This window comes from Pseudogemmobacter bohemicus (genome assembly GCF_003290025.1).
In the GTDB taxonomy this organism is placed as follows: Bacteria; Pseudomonadota; Alphaproteobacteria; order Rhodobacterales; family Rhodobacteraceae; genus Pseudogemmobacter; species Pseudogemmobacter bohemicus.
On the sequence record NZ_QNHG01000001.1, the window covers coordinates 1,128,656 to 1,146,286 of the forward strand.

Annotated in this window: 16 protein-coding genes; 8 read left to right on the top strand and 8 right to left on the bottom strand. The window is 62.6% G+C overall.

Annotation, left to right across the window (positions count from 1 at the left end):
* Both DRF71_RS28445 and DRF71_RS05355 read left to right on the top strand, forming a co-directional pair.
* A partial coding sequence (locus tag DRF71_RS28445; protein WP_232831312.1) for a hypothetical protein occupies nucleotides 1–202 on the top strand: 202 nt, incomplete at its 5' end.
* 26 nt (nucleotides 203–228) lie between these two features.
* Nucleotides 229–852 carry a TniQ family protein gene (locus DRF71_RS05355; RefSeq protein ID WP_232831313.1) on the top strand — a complete coding sequence of 208 codons (624 nt, stop codon included), beginning with the start codon at nucleotides 229–231 and terminating at the stop codon, nucleotides 850–852.
* A gap of 837 nt (nucleotides 853–1,689) precedes the next feature.
* Here DRF71_RS05355 and DRF71_RS05360 read toward each other — a convergent pair.
* Together DRF71_RS05360 and DRF71_RS05365 are read right to left on the bottom strand one after the other, a co-directional pair.
* The gene (locus tag DRF71_RS05360; protein ID WP_112309456.1) at nucleotides 1,690–2,745 is read right to left on the bottom strand and encodes a lysine-2,3-aminomutase-like protein; all 1,056 of its coding nucleotides are present in this window, start codon (nucleotides 2,743–2,745) and stop codon (nucleotides 1,690–1,692) included.
* 45 nt (nucleotides 2,746–2,790) lie between these two features.
* Complete coding sequence (locus tag DRF71_RS05365; RefSeq protein WP_112309457.1) at nucleotides 2,791–3,075, bottom strand: usg protein; 285 nt, start codon at nucleotides 3,073–3,075, stop codon at nucleotides 2,791–2,793.
* 227 nt (nucleotides 3,076–3,302) lie between these two features.
* Between DRF71_RS05365 and gyrA the strand changes: the two genes are divergently transcribed.
* The 4 genes from gyrA to gluQRS are packed head-to-tail and all read left to right on the top strand — an operon-like array spanning nucleotide 3,303 to nucleotide 9,280.
* The gene (gene gyrA / locus DRF71_RS05370) at nucleotides 3,303–6,017 is read left to right on the top strand and encodes a DNA gyrase subunit A (protein ID WP_232831314.1); all 2,715 of its coding nucleotides are present in this window, start codon (nucleotides 3,303–3,305) and stop codon (nucleotides 6,015–6,017) included.
* A complete protein-coding gene (locus tag DRF71_RS05375; RefSeq protein WP_112309459.1) occupies nucleotides 6,014–7,105 on the top strand; it encodes a glycosyltransferase family 61 protein in 1,092 nt (363 codons plus the stop codon). Before gyrA ends, DRF71_RS05375 begins: the two co-directional genes overlap by 4 nt.
* A gap of 10 nt (nucleotides 7,106–7,115) precedes the next feature.
* Nucleotides 7,116–8,447: a methylenetetrahydrofolate--tRNA-(uracil(54)-C(5))-methyltransferase (FADH(2)-oxidizing) TrmFO gene (gene trmFO, locus DRF71_RS05380; protein ID WP_112309460.1), complete on the top strand. Its 1,332-nt coding sequence runs from the start codon at nucleotides 7,116–7,118 to the stop codon at nucleotides 8,445–8,447.
* Entirely contained in the window at nucleotides 8,435–9,280 is an 846-nt protein-coding gene (gluQRS, locus tag DRF71_RS05385) for a tRNA glutamyl-Q(34) synthetase GluQRS (RefSeq protein WP_112309461.1), read from the top strand. The genes trmFO and gluQRS overlap by 13 nt, the downstream gene beginning before the upstream one ends.
* Before the next feature lie 36 nt (nucleotides 9,281–9,316).
* Here gluQRS and hisI read toward each other — a convergent pair whose 3' ends face one another.
* Nucleotides 9,317–9,676 carry a phosphoribosyl-AMP cyclohydrolase gene (gene hisI / locus DRF71_RS05390; protein WP_112310006.1) on the bottom strand — a complete coding sequence of 120 codons (360 nt, stop codon included), beginning with the start codon at nucleotides 9,674–9,676 and terminating at the stop codon, nucleotides 9,317–9,319.
* Nucleotides 9,677–9,755: 79 nt separating this feature from the next.
* Between hisI and DRF71_RS05395 the strand changes: the two genes are divergently transcribed.
* Nucleotides 9,756–10,208, top strand: coding sequence for an iron-sulfur cluster assembly scaffold protein (locus DRF71_RS05395; protein WP_112309462.1), 453 nt, complete (start codon nucleotides 9,756–9,758; stop codon nucleotides 10,206–10,208).
* 174 nt (nucleotides 10,209–10,382) lie between these two features.
* On the opposite strand, the gene DRF71_RS28995 is transcribed toward DRF71_RS05395, so the two are convergent.
* From DRF71_RS28995 to sciP, 5 genes are all read right to left on the bottom strand, one after another.
* Entirely contained in the window at nucleotides 10,383–10,505 is a 123-nt protein-coding gene (locus DRF71_RS28995; protein WP_269814336.1) for a hypothetical protein, read from the bottom strand.
* Nucleotides 10,506–10,637: 132 nt separating this feature from the next.
* Nucleotides 10,638–12,728, bottom strand: a complete 2,091-nt coding sequence (recG, locus tag DRF71_RS05405) for an ATP-dependent DNA helicase RecG (protein WP_112309464.1) — start codon at nucleotides 12,726–12,728, stop codon at nucleotides 10,638–10,640.
* A complete protein-coding gene (gene ligA / locus DRF71_RS05410) occupies nucleotides 12,725–15,025 on the bottom strand; it encodes an NAD-dependent DNA ligase LigA (RefSeq protein WP_112309465.1) in 2,301 nt (766 codons plus the stop codon). Before ligA ends, recG begins: the two co-directional genes overlap by 4 nt.
* Before the next feature lie 147 nt (nucleotides 15,026–15,172).
* Nucleotides 15,173–15,886 (bottom strand): response regulator transcription factor CtrA, encoded by a 714-nt coding sequence (gene ctrA / locus DRF71_RS05415; RefSeq protein ID WP_112309466.1) that lies wholly within the window; start codon nucleotides 15,884–15,886, stop codon nucleotides 15,173–15,175.
* A gap of 112 nt (nucleotides 15,887–15,998) precedes the next feature.
* On the bottom strand, nucleotides 15,999–16,277 hold the full coding sequence (sciP, locus tag DRF71_RS05420; protein WP_112309467.1) for a CtrA inhibitor SciP: 279 nt from the start codon (nucleotides 16,275–16,277) through the stop codon (nucleotides 15,999–16,001).
* Between the two features lie 138 nt (nucleotides 16,278–16,415).
* On the opposite strand from sciP, the gene mnmA reads away from it, so the two are divergent.
* On the top strand, nucleotides 16,416–17,555 hold the full coding sequence (mnmA, locus tag DRF71_RS05425; protein ID WP_112309468.1) for a tRNA 2-thiouridine(34) synthase MnmA: 1,140 nt from the start codon (nucleotides 16,416–16,418) through the stop codon (nucleotides 17,553–17,555).
* The last annotated feature ends 76 nt before the right edge of the window (nucleotides 17,556–17,631 follow it).

Here is a 17,631-nt window from a genome sequence, read left to right on the forward strand (position 1 = left end):
CGGCTTTTCTGGTGGCGTCTCGTCCACCTTCTTCCCGGCCTATTTTTCAGGCCTTCTGCACGGGTTCTCTCGTATGAGGAATATCCGTGGCTATGGCACGGCCCGGGTATCGCCTGAGAAATCAGACGCTGCCCGGTATCTGTCAGAGCCGGTGTCTGACTATTGGCAGGCGCTTCACCGCGTCTGGGGAAAGAGGCCCTGATCAACGCCATTCATTCGGATGAGGACTTGCGCTATTGCCCCGCCTGCCTGCGCGAGGACGCTGAAGCCGCGGCCCTCACCGGGCAACGCGCCGCGTTCCATCTTCGGGAGCGGCTGGCCTGGCGGTTCAGGGCGGTGCGGCTTTGCCCCAATTATGGAATCCCCCTCGAGCGCATTGACCGACCCGACGAAGACGAGCTGGTTGGGGCGCTTCCGGAGCAGCTCATTGCCGCCGGTGATGGCCCGGGTGCTGGCGCGCAGCCCAACGGTATCGAGGCCTACATCGCCGGTCGGCTGACGCGAGCAACCGGACCGCAATGGCTTGATGACCAGCCACTCGGTCAGGCCATCCGGTCGGCGGAACTTCTCGGCACCGCCCTGGCATTCGAGCCGCATGATGCTTTCGAAGACCTGACCGGCACGGAACGCGAGACCGCCACGCAATGCGGATGGGGGTTTGTCTCGCAGGCGGATCAGGAGCTGCGCCAGGCTCTCAGAATCCTGGAAGCGCGGGCGGCCGCCCCGCGAGGCCCGGACAAATGGCCGGAGCGTCGCGTGTTCGGCAACCTTCTCCGCGAAGCTCAGGACTCTACCTTGAAGGTGCCACTTTGGGATGTCCTCCACGATCACATTGCGGAAATGGTCGGCTGATCCCCCTGCTCGTTCGCAGCTGAGGTCTACCTCCGTTCCTCGTTCAATCAGAAAGGCCGCCCTTTGGGCGGCCTTTTTCTATGTCTGCGGCATTTTCTGCCGGTTCGGACAAATTTTTCGATGGTCATTATGTATGTGCAGAATGGTCATTTCGGAAAATCGCCATGGATCCTGGAGTTTTGAATCCCATATGAATTAATGGGTTAAGGATGCGGGTGTGACAGCCGATGGACGTTATTTCGGTGGTTTCACAAAAGTGGATGAAAATCCACTCAGATACTGACCATTTTGCCACTATTTTTGACCATTGCACACACGTATAATGATCATCCGATTTTCGATCACATTTATTTGTTTTAAAACAATATTTTACGTATCATTTTGCAGAGCCCGCGCTCGACCGCAGGTGTCCACCTGCAGATCATCTCCCTGGTGTTGACGGCCACACAAACCTCCGCAAATGATCATGCCATATTCTGGTCAGGTCGTTGTTCGCGGCGCCTTGCCAGCAACTAAATCGCCCTGTCTCAGTGAGGACAATGTTCCTCCTGACAAGGCCTGCAGAGGTGACCGATATGAATACACACGAAATGGCCATTCGTCGGCATTGGCGCTGAGGCACACGCACGTATGTCGTCACGCCCGGCGGACACTTCAAAGAGAGAAAGTGAACAATGTTCACACATAGTTCTGTAAAAACTCCCGTGGCGTGCGCCTGCTCCGCATGAACCGCCTCATCTCACCCGGCACGCCCGGGACCGTCCCCATGCGGGGAATATGCCCGGGAAAGGGAAGATCCGACTTCATGCCGGGCAGCGCAAGAAAGCCTCGGCTGGGTCAGAGATCCTGGTAGCGGTGTTTGCGCCCCTGCGGGTCGGTGACCGTCCAGATGCCCTGCCCTTCCTCCTGCAGATAGCCCGGCCCGACCGGTACTTTGCCATGACCGCCGGGGATATCGAGCACATAGGTCGGCAGCGCCGTGCCGGAGATGCGGCCGCGCAGTGCTGCCATGATCTGTTGCCCCTCGGCCAGAGGCAGGCGAAAATGGCTGGTGCCTTTCGCGAGATCCGGGTGATGCAGGTAATAGGGCTTTACCCGGTTGCGGATCAGCGCGCGAAACAGGGTCTCAAGCGTGTCCGGATCGGCATTGATCCCCTTGAGCAGCACCGTCTGCGACAGGAGCGGCACGCCGGCGCGGGCAAGGCGCGACAGCGCGGCACCGGCGGCCTGGGTCAGCTCATCGGCGTGGTTGGTGTGCAGGACCAGCCAGACCACCGGACGGATCTGCAGCGCCGCCAGCAGATCATCGGTGATCTTTTCCGGCGCCACCACGGGAATGCGGGTATGGAAGCGGATCACCTCGACCGAGGGGATCGCGGCGAGCCGCGCCAGCATATCCCTCAGCCGGCGGGTCGAGAGCGTCAGCGGGTCGCCGCCGGTCAGGATCACCTCCCAGATCTGCGGATGGTCGCGCAGGTAATCCAGCACCCGGACGAATTCAGCCTCGGCCAGCTGACCGGTCTCCCCCACCGCCTCGCGACGGAAGCAGAAACGGCAATAGACCTCGCAAGTCTGGGTCGTGTGCAGGATCACCCGGTCGGGATAGCGATGAGTTAGCCCCGGCACCGGGCGGTGGACATCATCGCCGATCGGGTCGACAAGCTCTTCTGGCAGGATGTTCAGCTCGCGCGGATCGGGCAGGAACTGCGCCTGCACAGCGGCCACCGGCACCTGCCGCATCGCGGGGCTCATCCGGATGCGAAATTCGGCGGCGACCTCTTCCAGCTCGGCCCGCTGCGATGCCGGGCTCAGACCCTCGCGGATCAGCCCGTCAACAGTGGTCAGCGCGCCCGGAGGATGCAGCCTGCCCGGAGGAGGAAACTGGTCGTTCATGGCGCGCGGGATAGCCGCCCCGGCGCGTTTCGGCAAGCGCGGGCGTCAATGCAGCCGCAGTTCGGTCGTCACTTTGCGCCACTCCGCCGGGCCGATCAGCTTGCGATGGGTGAAGCGCACCGAATGCAGAGGCCCCTCGATATTCTGCTGCCAGTATTCGATGAAGCGAAACAGCTCGGGGTAATCCGGGGCAAGATCATAGGTTTGCCAGATGAAGGTGTTGAGAACCGAGCGGTAATCCGGCATCCGGTAGAAGATCTCGGCGGTGGTCAGCCCATAGCCTTTCAGCATGAGGCTGGTTTCGCTTTCGCGTGGCGTCTCTGTCTGCATCACTGCCTCCGTCAGGTCTCCCTTCCGGATAGCATGACAGAGGTGAATATTAGGTCAATGAAATCAATGCCCTGTCACTCACCCTGCCCCAGTGATGACAGCGCCCAGCCCCTGCCCTTGCACCCGCCATTGCACCCAACGGCTTGTATGGTGTAACTTCCGGCCAACTAAATGCGGGCCAGGGGATGTGCCCCTGCAAAACCCGGCCGAGACAAAGAAGGCGTACCGTGTCAGACACTCCGGAAGATATTGAAAACGCAGGTGAAAACCCTGATAAGCCGGTCTATCACGGCCCGCAGGTCGATATCACCCAGGAGATGCGGACCGCTTATCTCGACTATGCGATGTCGGTCATTGTCAGCCGCGCGATCCCCGATCTGCGTGACGGGCTGAAGCCGGTGCATCGCCGCGTGATTTATTCGATGCATGTCGAAAACAACACGCATGACAAGCCTTACCGCAAATCCTCGCGGCCCGTGGGCTATGCCATGGCGAATTTCCATCCGCATGGCGACAGCTCGATCTATGAGGCGCTGGTCAGGATGGCGCAGCCCTTCTCGATGTCGCTCAGGATTTTGCAGGGCCAGGGGAATTTCGGCTCGATGGATGGCGACCCGCCGGCGGCGATGCGCTATACTGAGGTCCGGATGGACAAGCCTGCGGCCTATCTGCTGGCGGATATCGACAAGGATACGGTCGATTTCCAGGACAATTACGACGGCAAGGACCGTGAGCCGACCGTTCTGCCGGCGCGCTACCCGAATATGCTGGTCAACGGCACCGAGGGCATCGCGGTCGGCATGGCAACGAGAATCCCGCCGCATAACCTGGGCGAGGTGATCGACGCCACTCTGGCCATGATCGAAAACCCGGATATCTCCATGGAAACGCTCATGGAAATGGTTCCGGCACCGGACTTTCCGACCGGCGGTCTGATTCTTGGCCGCTCGGGGGCGAGGAAGGCCTATCTCGACGGGCGCGGCTCGGTGATCATCCGGGCGAAAACCCATGTCGAAGAGCTGCGCAAGGACCGCTGGGCGATCATCGTCGATGAGATACCCTATCAGGTGAACAAGGCCGCGATGATCGAAAAGATCGCCGAGGCGGTGCGTGACAAGCGGATCGAGGGGATTTCCTCGATTGCCGACGAGTCGGACCGGGTCGGCGTGCGCGTGGTGATCGAGCTGAAACGCGATGCCACCCCGGATGTGGTGCTGAACCAGCTCTGGCGCTTCTCGCCGATGCAGGTCTCGTTCGGCTGCAATATGCTGGCGCTGGTCGGCGGCAAACCCGAGACGCTGACGCTCAGGGATTTCCTCAGCCATTTCCTTGTCTTCCGTGAGGAAGTTGTCGCGCGCCGCACGGCCTATGAACTGCGCAGGGCGCGCGAACGCAGCCATATCCTTTGCGGTCTGGCGGTCGCAGTGTCGAATGTCGATGAGGTCGTGGCGACGATCCGCTCCTCCGCCGATCCGGCCGAGGCGCGGGAGCGCCTGATGACGCGGCGCTGGCCCGCGCATGACATCGCGCCCTATATCCGGCTGATCGACGATCCCGGCCATACGATGAACGAGGATGGCACCTATAACCTCTCGGAAATCCAGGCCCGGGCGATCCTTGATCTGCGGTTGCAGCGGCTGACCGCGCTTGGCGTCAAGGAAGTGACGGACGAGCTGGAAGAACTTGCCGGTAAGATCAAGGATTACCTTGATATTCTCTCGTCGCGCGACCGGATCATGGGCATCATCTCGGATGAGTTGACCGAGGTTAGGACGCTCTTTGCCGTGCCGCGCCGCACCCAGATCGCCGATTGGGAAGGCGATATGGATGACGAGGATCTGATCGAACGCGAAGATATGGTCGTGACAATCACCTCCGGCGGTTACATCAAGCGCACGCCGCTGGCCGAGTTCCGGCAACAGAACCGCGGCGGCAAGGGTCTGTCTTCTATGCAGACCAAGGAAGACGATGTCGTTACCACGCTTTTCGTAGCAAATACACATACCTGGCTCTTGTTTTTCACAACCACGGGTATGGTTTACAAGCTGAAGACCTGGCGCCTGCCGGTGGCCGGCCGCAATGCCAAAGGCAAGGCGCTGGTGAATATCCTGCCGATCGAGCCCGGTGTCTCCATCGCCGCGCTGATGCCGGTCGATGTGCCCGAGGCCGAATGGGACAAGCTGCAAATCGTGTTTGCCACCTCGGATGGCGATGTGCGGCAGAATGATCTGTCGGACTTCACAAATGTGATGCGCAATGGCAAGATCGCGATGAAACTGCCTGATAACGTTACACTTGTGAACGCGGCCATCGCAGATGAGAATGACGATATCATGCTGGTCACCGCCTCTGGCCGGGCCATCCGCTTCTCGACGCAAGAGATCCGCGTCTTCAAATCGCGCGGCTCGACGGGTGTGCGCGGTATCCGTCTGAATGGCGAGGACAAGGTCGTCTCGATGTCGATCATTCGCCATTTCGAGGCCGAGCCGTCCGAGCGTGCCGCCTATCTGAAGCAGCGCCGCCTCGTTGCCGGTGTGACCGAAGAACTCGACGCGGATGACGAGGAAGAGGCCGCCGAGGGCCAGCTCTCGCCCGAACGCTATGCCGAAATGTCTGCGTCTGAGGATCTGATCCTGACCATCACCGCACGCGGCCTTGGCAAGCTGTCCTCCAGCCACGACTATCCGGTGCGCGGCCGTGGCGGCCAGGGCGTGACGGCCTTCGCGAAATCCATGCCGGGCGGCCCGCTGGTGGCCTCCTTCCCGGTTGATCTGTCGGATCAGATCATGCTGGCAACATCATCGGGGCAGTCGATCCGGGTGCCGGTTGACCAGATCTCGTTCCGCTCGCGTTCGGCCGGCGGCGTCAGGGTGCTGAACACCGGCGGCGAGGAAGAGGTGGTCTCGGTCGCCCGCATCGCCGAACAAGAGGATGAGGAATGAGAGGTGGCACCGGCGCTGCCACACTGGTGCTTGCAAATGCGCGACTGGTGCCGCCGCTTACGGATCGCGGCCCCTTTCATCGCAGTGCCGGGGTGTTTGACCGGACCGGCGCATTTTGTGATCTGGCGAATATCCGGCGCGGTGACGCGCTGGAATTGCAGCCAAAGCAGCTTGATGCCGTGCCACCGGTCAAACTTGCGGGCCGGCATCTCTATGGCGGCCAGCTGAACAACCATTTCGGGCATTTCCTGTGTGAGACACTGTCCCGGCTTTGGGCGCTTGAAGGCGCGCAAGGGGTCGACTCGATCCTGCTGCTTCCGCGCCGCAATGCCGCCGAGACGGTTTTTCAGCCCTACCATACTGAGTTTTTCGCGCTGCTGAACCTGCCGGTTCCTGTTAAAATCGTCACAGAACCCCTTGAAGTCGATGAGCTTATCATCCCCGAACAAGGTTTCGGAATTGGCGATCTCAGCACTGGAATTCCGGCTTTCCGCGACTGGATAGCCCGCAATCTCGCGCCGGATATCGCGGCGGAAGGGCCCGAAAACATCTATCTTTCGCGCGAGGGGCTCGGCATCCGCACCGGCGCCGCGCTGAACGAAACAGCCCTGGCCGAAAACCTCCTGATCAACGGCTATGAGCTTTTCCTGCCGGAACAGCACAGCCTGCCGGTGCAGATCGCCCGCTACCGCGCCGCGAAAAAGATCGTGGGCGTCGAAGGTTCGGCACTGCATCTTTACGGGCTGGTTGGCCATCAGAACCAGCAGGTCGGGATTATCGCCCGCCGCGCCGATCTTGACGCATCAGAAACCATTCGCCGCCAGATCCGCGCCTTTTGTGGCGCCGAGGCGCATGTTTTCTCGGCGATCCTGCGCGAATGGGATCTGCATGACGACCCGGTGCGGTCCTCAAAATCTCTGGCAGAGCTGGATCTGCCGGCGCTTGGCCGCGCAATGGCGGCCGCTGGTCTGATCTCATCCGATCCCTGGCCCGATAGTGCCGCCGATCCGTCGGAGCTGCTGGCCAGAATCCAGCGCCGCACGGGCCGTGTATTTCAGGAGATTGCGCGCAACGGCGTCAGGGACTAGACCCCGCAGCATGACAAATATGCTCCATATCATCGGCGGCGGCATGGCCGGGTCCGAGGCCGCCTGGCAGGCCGCCCAGGCCGGTATCCCCGTTACCCTGCATGAAATGCGCCCTGTGACGGGCACTTTCGCACATCGCACCGGCGATTTCGCCGAAATGGTCTGCTCGAACTCCTTCCGCTCGGATGATGATGAGCGCAATGCGGTCGGCCTGCTGCATTGGGAGATGCGGGCGGCCGGCGGGCTGATCATGGAGATCGCCGGCAAACACCGCCTGCCGGCGGGGGGCGCCCTGGCGGTTGATCGCGACGCCTTTTCCGCCGCCGTGACCGAGAGGCTGCGCGCCCATCCGCTTATCTCATTCGCGCCTGGGGAAATCACCGAACTGCCGCGCGAAGGCCAGTGGATCATCGCCACCGGCCCGCTGACATCGGGCGCCCTGGCCGAAGCGATCCGGGCGGAGACCGGCGCCGAGAGCCTCGCCTTTTTCGATGCCATCGCGCCCATCGTCTATGCGGAATCGGTCGATATGTCCGTCGTCTGGCGCCAGTCGCGCTATGACAAGGGCGAGACCGAGGAAGAGCAGAAGGCCTATCTGAACTGCCCGATGACGAAAGCGGACTATGAGGCTTTCATCGACGCGCTGCTTGCCGCCGAGAAAACCGAGTTCCACGCGGGCGAGACCGCCGGCTATTTCGACGGCTGCCTGCCGATCGAGGTCATGGCAGAGCGCGGCCGCGAAACCCTGCGTCATGGACCGATGAAGCCGGTCGGGCTGACCAATTCGCACGATCCGGCGAACAAGCCCTATGCGGTGGTACAGCTGAGGCGCGACAATGCGCTTGGCACGCTCTACAATATCGTGGGCTTCCAGACAAAGATGAAATACGGCGCACAAACATCTGTTTTCAAACTGATTCCAGGTCTTGAGAGTGCCTCCTTTGCGCGGCTTGGCGGCATCCATCGCAATACATTCATCAACTCGCCCACGCTTCTGGATGACCGGATGCGGTTGAAATCGCGCCCGAATATCCGCTTTGCCGGCCAGATCACCGGCGTCGAGGGCTATGTCGAATCCGCAGCGATGGGTCTTCTGGCGGGCCGGATGGCGGCGGCTGAGATCAAGGGCCAGGATCTGTCGCCGCCCCCCGCCGATACCGCCATGGGCGCGCTGATCACCCATATCACCGGCGGGGCCGAGGCAAAGACCTTCCAGCCGATGAACGTGAATTTCGGCCTCTTCCCCCCGATTGACGCAAAAGGCGGGCGCCGGGGCCGCAAGGATCGCTACAAGGCCTATACCGACCGCGCGAAAGATGCCTTCACGCAATGGCTCGGGTAACGGGGGCTCGGGCAACGCGCTTCGCGCCCTCGCCGACCGGGCCGCTGCATCTGGGCCATGCCTTTGCCGCGCTGACCGCCGCAGCCCGGGGCGACCGCTTTCTGCTCCGGATCGAGGATATCGACACCGCGCGTTCGAAACCGGAATTCGAGGCCGCGCTTTATGACGATCTGCACTGGCTGGGGCTGAGCTGGGAAACCCCGGTTCTGCGCCAGTCTGAACGTCTTGGCCTCTACCAGCAAACCATTGACAGGCTGACGGAAAATGGCCTGACCTATCACTGCGCCTGCACGCGCGGCGATATCCGCGCGGCGCTCTCGGCCCCGCAGGAAGGCGCGCCGGTCATTGGCCCCGATGGTCCGGTCTATCCCGGCACCTGCCGCCATGCCGGCCATCCTGACGGTGCGCTCCGGCTCGACATGGCAAAGGCCATGGCACATCTGGGCGAGATCAGCTTCACCGATACCGGCACCAGACCCGGCCTCCATCGCCGCAGCGCCGCCGACATGATCCGCGAGATTGGCGATATCGTGCTGGCGCGCCGCGATATCGGCACCTCCTACCATATTGCGGTGGTCACCGATGACGCAGCCCAGGGCATCACCGAGGTCACCCGTGGCGAAGACCTGTTCGACGCCACCTTCATCCACGCCTTGCTGATCCGCCTCCTGAGCCTGCCGCAACCGGTCTGGCACCATCACCGCCTGATCCGCGACCAGTCCGGCAAACGCCTTGCCAAACGCGACGATGCGCGCGCGCTGGCGAAATACCGCTCCGAAGGCGCCAGCCCCGCCGATATAAGCCGGATCCTGGATCTCAGCCTTTCCTCTTGACCCAAATACTCCCGCCGGAGGCTTCCACCGCCGCCCTCAGGCGACCGGCTTCATCAGCTCGACCTCTTCGCCACTCTCGATCCCGGTATAAAAGCACGAACGCCGGTTGGTGTGACAGGCCGGCCCGGTCTGATCGACCAGCGCCAACAGGCAATCGCGGTCACAATCCACCCGCAAAGCCACCAGCTTCTGCGCATGGCCCGAGCTTTCCCCCTTGACCCAGAACCCCTGGCGCGAGCGCGACCAATAGGTCACCCTGCCCGTCTTCAGCGTCTTCGCCACCGAATCCGCATTCATCCAGGCCATCATCAGCACCTCACCGGTATCGTGTTGCTGCGCGATGCACGGAATCAGCCCGTTTACGTCGAATTTCAGACTGGTGGGATCAAAGCGCATGGTCTTCTCCTTGGCGCGGGTGCCGCGCGGGATTACATAGTCATCACGCAAGAGCAAGCCATCAGCAAAGGCCGCCGACATGAGCGACAGCGATCTCATCTCGTTATATTCCGGCCCCATCCTGGCGCTGGCGGCAAATATTCCGCTGACCGGACGTCTCGCCTCACCTGGGGGGAGTGCGAAGAAACGCTCGCCCGCCTGTGGCTCGACGGTGACTGTCGATCTCGTGCTGCAGGACGGGATTGTGAGCGGATATGCCCAGGAGGTGCGGGCCTGCGCGCTTGGCCAGGCCTCTGCCGCTATTCTCGGCCGGGTGGTGGTCGGGCGCAGCCTTACAGAATTGCAGGAAGCGCGCGATGCGGTTGCCGCCATGCTGCAAGACGCAAGCCCGCCACCGCCCGCGCCGTTCGAACAATATGCATTGCTGATTCCCGCCCGCGATTTCCGCAACCGCCATGCCTCGATCCTGCTGGTGCTGGATGCGGCCTGCGACGCCGCCGCTCAGGCGGCCGAACAGGCACGCCAGCCATAAAAAAACCGCCGCGCGTCGGGTTGCGACGGCGGCGGAAGTCAAGCGTGTCTGGGACATGCGGGGATCTGCGGGACAGGAGCAAATCAGAGGCCTTCGGATCGGGACAGAGAAGGCCGGCATGTCGCGGGATCAGACCGCAGGCAGAAACTCAGCTATGCAGAAACCCGGACTCGCTCACCCCGCAACGGGCAGCGCGAGGGTCACAAACAGCAGCGCGAAAAGGGCGACGACGCCAAGAATATCCTCGGCCGCGTGGATATCGGCATTACGGCGGGCGGCTTTCAGTCGGGCGATCATCTTCACTTCCTCCTGCTCTGTGTTTGTTGCCCTATTGTTCTCACATGATTCAATGGCTGTAAAGAACTTAATAGGAACATACGCGAACATTCGTGGATTTCGGCGCGGGCAGCGGCCCGGCCACCCGCGTGATCAGCCGACCGTCAGCAGCCGGATCGCCCGGTCCTGATCCAAAAGCCAGAGCAGATGGCGCGCCGCCTTGCCCCTTGGGCTTTCCAGCTTTGGATCGGTGGTCAGCAGCGCGCGCGCATCCGATTGCGCCACCGCCATCAGCGCCGATTGCCGCTCCAGATCCGCCACGCGAAACCGCGGCAGGCCGGATTGCGCCGTGCCGATCAGATCACCGGCGCCGCGCATCGCGAGATCTTCCTCGGCGATGCGGAACCCGTCTTCGGTGTCGCGCAGCGTCTTGAGGCGCCGCTCGCCGCTTTCGCTGAGCGGTGGCTGATACATCATCAGGCAGGTCGATTCCGCCGCCCCCCGCCCGACGCGCCCCCGCAACTGATGCAGCTGTGCAAGACCAAAGGTCTCTGCCCGCTCGATCACCATGATCGAGGCATTGGGCACATTGACCCCCACCTCGATCACCGTGGTCGCGACCAGCACCCCGGTCTCGCCCGCAACAAACCGCGCCATGGCGGCATCCTTTTCCGCCGGCGGCATCTGGCCATGCACAAGACCCACCCGCCCCTCGCCAAGCGCGGCGCGCAGATCAGCAAAGCGTTCGGTCGCCGAGGCCAGATCGACCAGCTCGCTTTCCTCGACCAGCGGGCAGACCCAATAGGCCTGACGCCCGCCCGCCACCGCCTGCGCGAGATGCGCCACCACTTCGTCAATCCTGGCCGTGGTCACCAGCACCGTCTTCACCGGTTTGCGACCCGGCGGTTTTTCATCCAGCACCGAGACATCCATATCGCCATATGAGGCCAGAGCGAGGCTTCTTGGGATCGGTGTCGCCGTCATCACCAGCACATCCGCCGCCTCACCCTTGGCGCCCAGCTCCATGCGTTGCGCGACGCCGAAACGGTGCTGTTCGTCGATCACCGCAAGGCGAAGGTTCTGGAAATGCACATCTTTCTGGAATACCGCATGGGTGCCGACCAGAACATGGATCTCTCCAGCCGCCAGCGCCGCCAGCTTCGAAGCGCGGTCACTGCCACGATCGCGGCCGGTCAGCAACTCCATCCGGATGCCGGCCCCTGCCGCCAGATCCGCCAGCCCTTCAAAATGCTGGCGCGCGAGGATCTCGGTCGGGGCCATCAACACGCCCTGCCCGCCCGCCTCGACCGCGACCGCCAGCGCCATCAGCGCAACCAGTGTTTTCCCGGCGCCGACATCGCCCTGCAAGAGCCGGTTCATCCGCAAGGGCGCGGCCATATCGGCGGCGATTTCCCCGACAGCACGGGTCTGGGCGGCGGTGGGCCGGTAGGGGAACCCGGCCAGCAGCCGGGCGCGCAAGCGGCCATCGCCCAGGCTCTGCATCCCCCGCCCGCGCCGCATCCTGGCCCGCGCCAGCGACAGCGTCAGCTGATGCGCGAAAAGCTCGTCATAGGCCAGCCGCGCCCGCGCGGGATCTTCGGCCGTCAGGTCCTGCGCGTCTTCGGGCTGATGCGCCCGGCGCAAGGCGGCGGACCATGCGGGCCAGCCCTCGCGCGCAATCAGCCCGGGGTCTATCCATTCGGGCAGCTCCGGCAGTCGCGCCAGCGCCGAAGAAACCGCTTTTTGCAGGGTTTTCTGAGTGATGCCGGCGGTCAGGGGATAGACCGGCTCCCATCCCGGCAGCGATGCGGCCTCCTCGGGCGCAAGAATATGGTCCGGATGCACGATACGGATCGCGAAATCATTGGCCTCGGCCTTGCCCGAGATCACCCGCCGCGCGCCGACCGGCAGGATGCGCTGCAGATAGTCACCCCGCGCATGGAAAAACACCAGCTCAAGCGCCGCCCCCTGATCGTCGCGGCATTGCACCACCGTCGGCGCCGAGCGGGTGCGCCCCGGCTGATGGCGCAGGATTTCCACCGCGATCGTCACCGTTATGGGCAGGATATAGTCACGAATGCCGGCTCGCAGGCTGCGGTCGATGCCGCTATAGGGCAGCAGATACAACAGATCCTTGGGGCGACCGACGCCCAGCCCCTCAAACGCCTTCGCGCTTTTCGCGCCGACGCCATCCAGCGTCTCCAGATCCGCGAAAAGCGGGAAGAGCGCCTCGGGCCGGCTCATGTGTCGTCTTTTTCCGTTTGTGACCCCGCCTCGCCGGCGATCAGCGCAAGCCAGCCATCCTCGTCGAGGGTGCGGATATTCAGCTTTGCGGCCTCTTTCAGTTTGGAGCCCGCACCCGGCCCGGCAACCAGCAGATCGGTCTTCGCCGAAACGCTGCCCGCCACTTTGGCGCCAAGCGCTTCGGCGCGGGCCTTTGCCTCGGCGCGGGTCATTTTCTCCAGCGTGCCGGTGAAGACGACGGTGAGCCCGGCGACCGGGCTGGCGCTTGCGCGCGCGGCTGGCGGGGTGATCTCGCGCAGCTGGGTGACCAACGCATCGACCGCCACCCGTTCATGCCCGCCCGGCGCCAGCGCCGTCACCAGCGAGACCGCCAGCACCGCGCCGATCCCGTCGATGGAAAGCAGCTCATTCCAGGCGGCCAGCGCCTCGGGGGGCGGCGGCCCGGCCTCCCATATCGCTGCGCGGATTTTCGCGGGCTGGGCGCGGCGGCCCGAATCGGCGGCAGCGGCGCGCTCATCCGCCTCGGCCTCATCGGCCGCGATCTGGCGCAACGCCGCCGGATACGCGAGATCAATCGCCTGCGAGAGCGCATCCCAGCTGTGATAGTGGCGGGCAAGATCACGGGCCGCCACCTCTCCGACATCGCGGATGCCGAGCGCGAAGAGAAAGCGCTCGAAACCGATGGTCCGGCGTTCCTCAATCGCCGCCCAGAGTTTCCGGACCGAGGTGTCGCCAAAACCGTCGCGATTCTTCAGGCTTTGCAGCGGGTTGGCTGTGTCCCTTGCCTCAAGAGTGAAAATATCGGCCGGTGTTTTCACCGGGAGCAGATCGTCATGGTAGAACATCTCGACCTGCTTCGCGCCGAGCCCTTCGATGTCGAAACCGCCCCGGCTGACGAAATGTTTCAGTCTTTCAACCCCTTGCGCGGGGCAGATCAGACCGCCGGTGCAGCGGCGCACAGAATCGCCGGGTGCGCGGATCGCCGGGCTGCTGCATTCCGGACAGGCTTCGGGGAAGAGATAGGGCGCGGCCCCGACGGGCCGTTTCGACAGATCGACATCGGCCAGTTTCGGGATCACATCGCCCGCGCGGTAGACCTGGACGAAATCGCCGATGCGGATATCCTTGCCGCCCCGGATCTCTTCTCCGGCCGAATTCCGGCCATGGATGTAATCCTCGTTATGCAGCGTGGCATTGGAGACCACCACTCCGCCCACCGTCACCGGCGTCAGGCGCGCAACCGGAGACAGCGCGCCGGTACGGCCGACCTGGATATCAATCGCCTCAAGCCAGGTCCAGGCGAGTTCGGCCGGGAATTTATGCGCTATTGCCCAACGGGGCGTGGTTGAACGAAAGCCAAGCCGCGCCTGCAATGCCAGATCATCGACCTTATAAACCACGCCGTCGATGTCATAGCCGAGGCCGGCGCGCTCTGCGCCGATAGTGTGATATTGCGCCAGCATCTGCGCCGGTCCATCGCAAAGCCGGGTCAGCGGATTGGTCTGAAACCCCATATCCGCCAGTCTCTGGATCGCGCCAAATTGCGTATCGGAAAGCGGCGCCGACAATTCGCCCCAGGCATAGGCGAAGAATTTCAGCGGCCGGCTGGCGGTGATTGTCGCATCCAGCTGGCGCAGGCTGCCGGCGGCGGCGTTGCGCGGATTGGCGAAGGTCTTTTCGCCGCTCTCCGCCTGGCGGGTATTCAACGCCGCGAAATCCGCATGGGACATATAGACCTCGCCCCGGATCTCCATGATCTCCGGCGCGTCCGCAATATGCTGCGGGATATCTGCAATTGTCAGCGCATTGGCGGTGACATTCTCGCCCGTTGCGCCATCGCCCCGGGTTGCGGCCTGGAGCAGCCGGCCCGTTTCATAGCGGAGCGACAGCGACAGCCCGTCGATTTTAGGCTCGGCCGTATAGCGCAATCCGCCCGGGTGATTGAGAAAAGAACGGACCCGCGTGTCGAAATCGGCGACATCACCGTCTTCAAAGGCGTTTTCCAGGCTGAGCATCGCGATCCGATGCGCGACTTTGCCAAAGCCATCCGCCAGCGCAGCGCCGACCTGATCGCTGGCACTGTCGGCCCGTTTCAGCGCGGGAAAGCGTGCCTCGATCGCGGCATTGCGGCGCCGGAGCGCATCATAATCCGCGTCTGAGATCTCGGGCGCGTCCTCGGTGTGATAGGCGCGATTCGCGCGTCCCAGCCGCTGAGCAAGCATTTCCAGCTCAGCCCGGGCCTCTGCCTCACTGAGGTCTTCAACTGCTTTGGGTTCTTCGACTGATCTGGCTTCCATCGCGCCCTCCGCCCGGTTCGGCCCGAACCTAGGACCTGCCCCGCGAGAGGTAAAGCATCTCGCATCCGATCCCGCAGCGCGCTGCCGGATCCTCTGCGCCGAAGCCACGACCACAGCGCACCGGCGCGGCGCTGATGAACGCTGCGCTCAGGCCGAGACCGCGAGCCTGCCGCCGCTGCGTTCGCCTTCCGGATCGCGCAACACATAGCCACGGCCCCAGACGGTCTCGATATAACTCTCGCCGCCGGTCGCTTCGCTCAGCTTTTTGCGCAACTTGCAGATGAAGACATCAATGATTTTCAGCTCCGGCTCATCCATGCCGCCATAAAGATGATTAAGGAACATCTCCTTTGTCAGCGTGGTTCCCTTGCGCAGGGAAAGCAGCTCAAGCATCTGATATTCCTTGCCGGTCAGATGAATGGCCTTGCCTGCGGATTCAACGGTCTTGGCATCGAGATTGACCGTGATCAACCCGGTGCGGATGGTGGACTGGCTATGGCCTTTCGAGCGGCGGATAATCGCATGGATCCGCGCCACCAGCTCTTCGCGGTGGAAAGGCTTGGTCAGATAATCATCGGCGCCAAAGCCAAAGCCCCTGAGTTTGCTTTCTGTATCATCCGAGCCCGACAGGATCAGGATCGGCGTTTCCACCCGGGCAAGACGGATCTGGCGCAGAACTTCATGGCCACTCATATCCGGCAGATTAAGATCCAGCAGGATAAGATCGTAATCATAGAGCCGGGCGAGATCTATCCCGTCCTCGCCCATATCGGTGCAATAAACATTCAGATTGGCATGGGTCAGCATCAGTTCGATACTGCGAGATGTTGCAGGATCATCTTCGACGAGCAAAATACGCATAAGGCAAATCTCCGGTCCGGGCTGTCGGGTCGTCTTCGTTAACGACACTCGCATCCACTGGTTAATGCATGGTTACCACGCATAGATTGCCAGCGCGAAAATCCAATACAACCTAAAGTTGTCTGAATTTTTGAATTGCTGTGACCTTGAGGGCTTTCTCGCCATGTTTTTCAACCGCATCACACCAGAGCTGGAACTCCTCTTCCGACAGCGAATAGCGCTCACGCGCCTCCTCGGCCGTGATCAGACCATGCGCCACCGCCCGCACAACCGTGGCCTTGCGGCTGGCGACCCAACGTTGGGTCTGCGGCGCGGGCAGATCGGCGCGGGTCAGAATGGACCCGTCCGGCAAGGTCACCTGTCGCGGGCCGTCAACTCGTCTGAGATACATTGCGTTTTCCGTTCACTGTCTGGTTCAGGCAGATTTGACCGGTTACGCTTAAACATTGCTGAACCCGCGCCTTGAGAGTAGGGAAGATTTTCATATATTCCGGAGCAATCCGGATCCGTACCCTATTGGCGACCTCCCATGCCCTTTGACCGCAAACTGAATTCGCTCGGCTTTGACCGGGCACCGGCAGATACCCGTGTCGTCGTCGCCATGTCCGGCGGCGTCGACAGTTCCGTCGTGGCAGCGATGCTGAAGGAAGAGGGCTATGACGTGGTCGGCGTCACGCTGCAGCTTTACGATCACGGGGCGGCGCTGGCGAAAAAGGGTGCCTGCTGCGCCGGGCGCGACATCCATGATGCGCGCCGCGTGGCCGAGGCGATGGGTTTTCCGCATTATGTGCTGGATTACGAGAACACCTTCCGCGAAGCGGTGATCGAGGAATTCGCCGAGGCCTATCTGGCTGGCGCGACGCCGGTTCCCTGCATCCGCTGCAATGAGCGGGTGAAGTTCAAGGATCTGCTGGCAACCGCAAAAGAGCTTGATGCCGATTGCATGGCAACCGGGCATTACATCCGGCGCAAGCTGGGCGATATGGGGCCGGAGTTGCATTCGGCGGCCGATCCGAACCGCGATCAGAGCTATTTCCTGTTCTCGACCACACCCGAGCAGCTCTCATATCTGCGCTTCCCGCTGGGCCATCTGCAATCCAAGGCCGAGACACGGGCGCTGGCGGCAAAATACGGCCTGCCGGTGGCCGATAAGCCCGACAGCCAGGACATCTGTTTCGTGCCGAACGGCAATTATGCCAGCGTGATCGAAAAGCTGCGGCCTGATGCCGCCTCGCCCGGCGAGATCGTCGATCTCTCGGGGCAGGTTCTGGGCGAGCATCGCGGCGTGATCCATTACACGATCGGTCAGCGCAAGGGGCTGGGGATCGGCGGCCTCGGCGATCCGCTTTATGTGGTGAAGCTTGATGCCGAAAACCGTCGGGTGGTGGTGGGGCCGAAGGAGGCGCTCTCCACCCGCATGATTCCGGTGCGCGAGATCAACTGGCTGGGCGATGAGGCCCTGACCAGCCGATCGGAATGGCATGTGCTGGCCAAGGTGCGCTCGACCCGCGCGCCGCGCCCTGCGATCATCCGGCCGATCTCGGAGACCGGGGCCGAGGTGGAACTGATCGAGCCGGAAGACGGCGTCAGCCCCGGCCAGGCCTGCGTGTTTTACGCCAATGAAGGAAGCCGCATCTATGGTGGCGGCTGGATCTGGCGCGGGCGCTGAGAAGAGAGGGGGCCCTGCCCCCTCGGCTCCTCGCGGAGCCTCACCCCCGGGATATTTAGAGACAGATGAAAAAGGT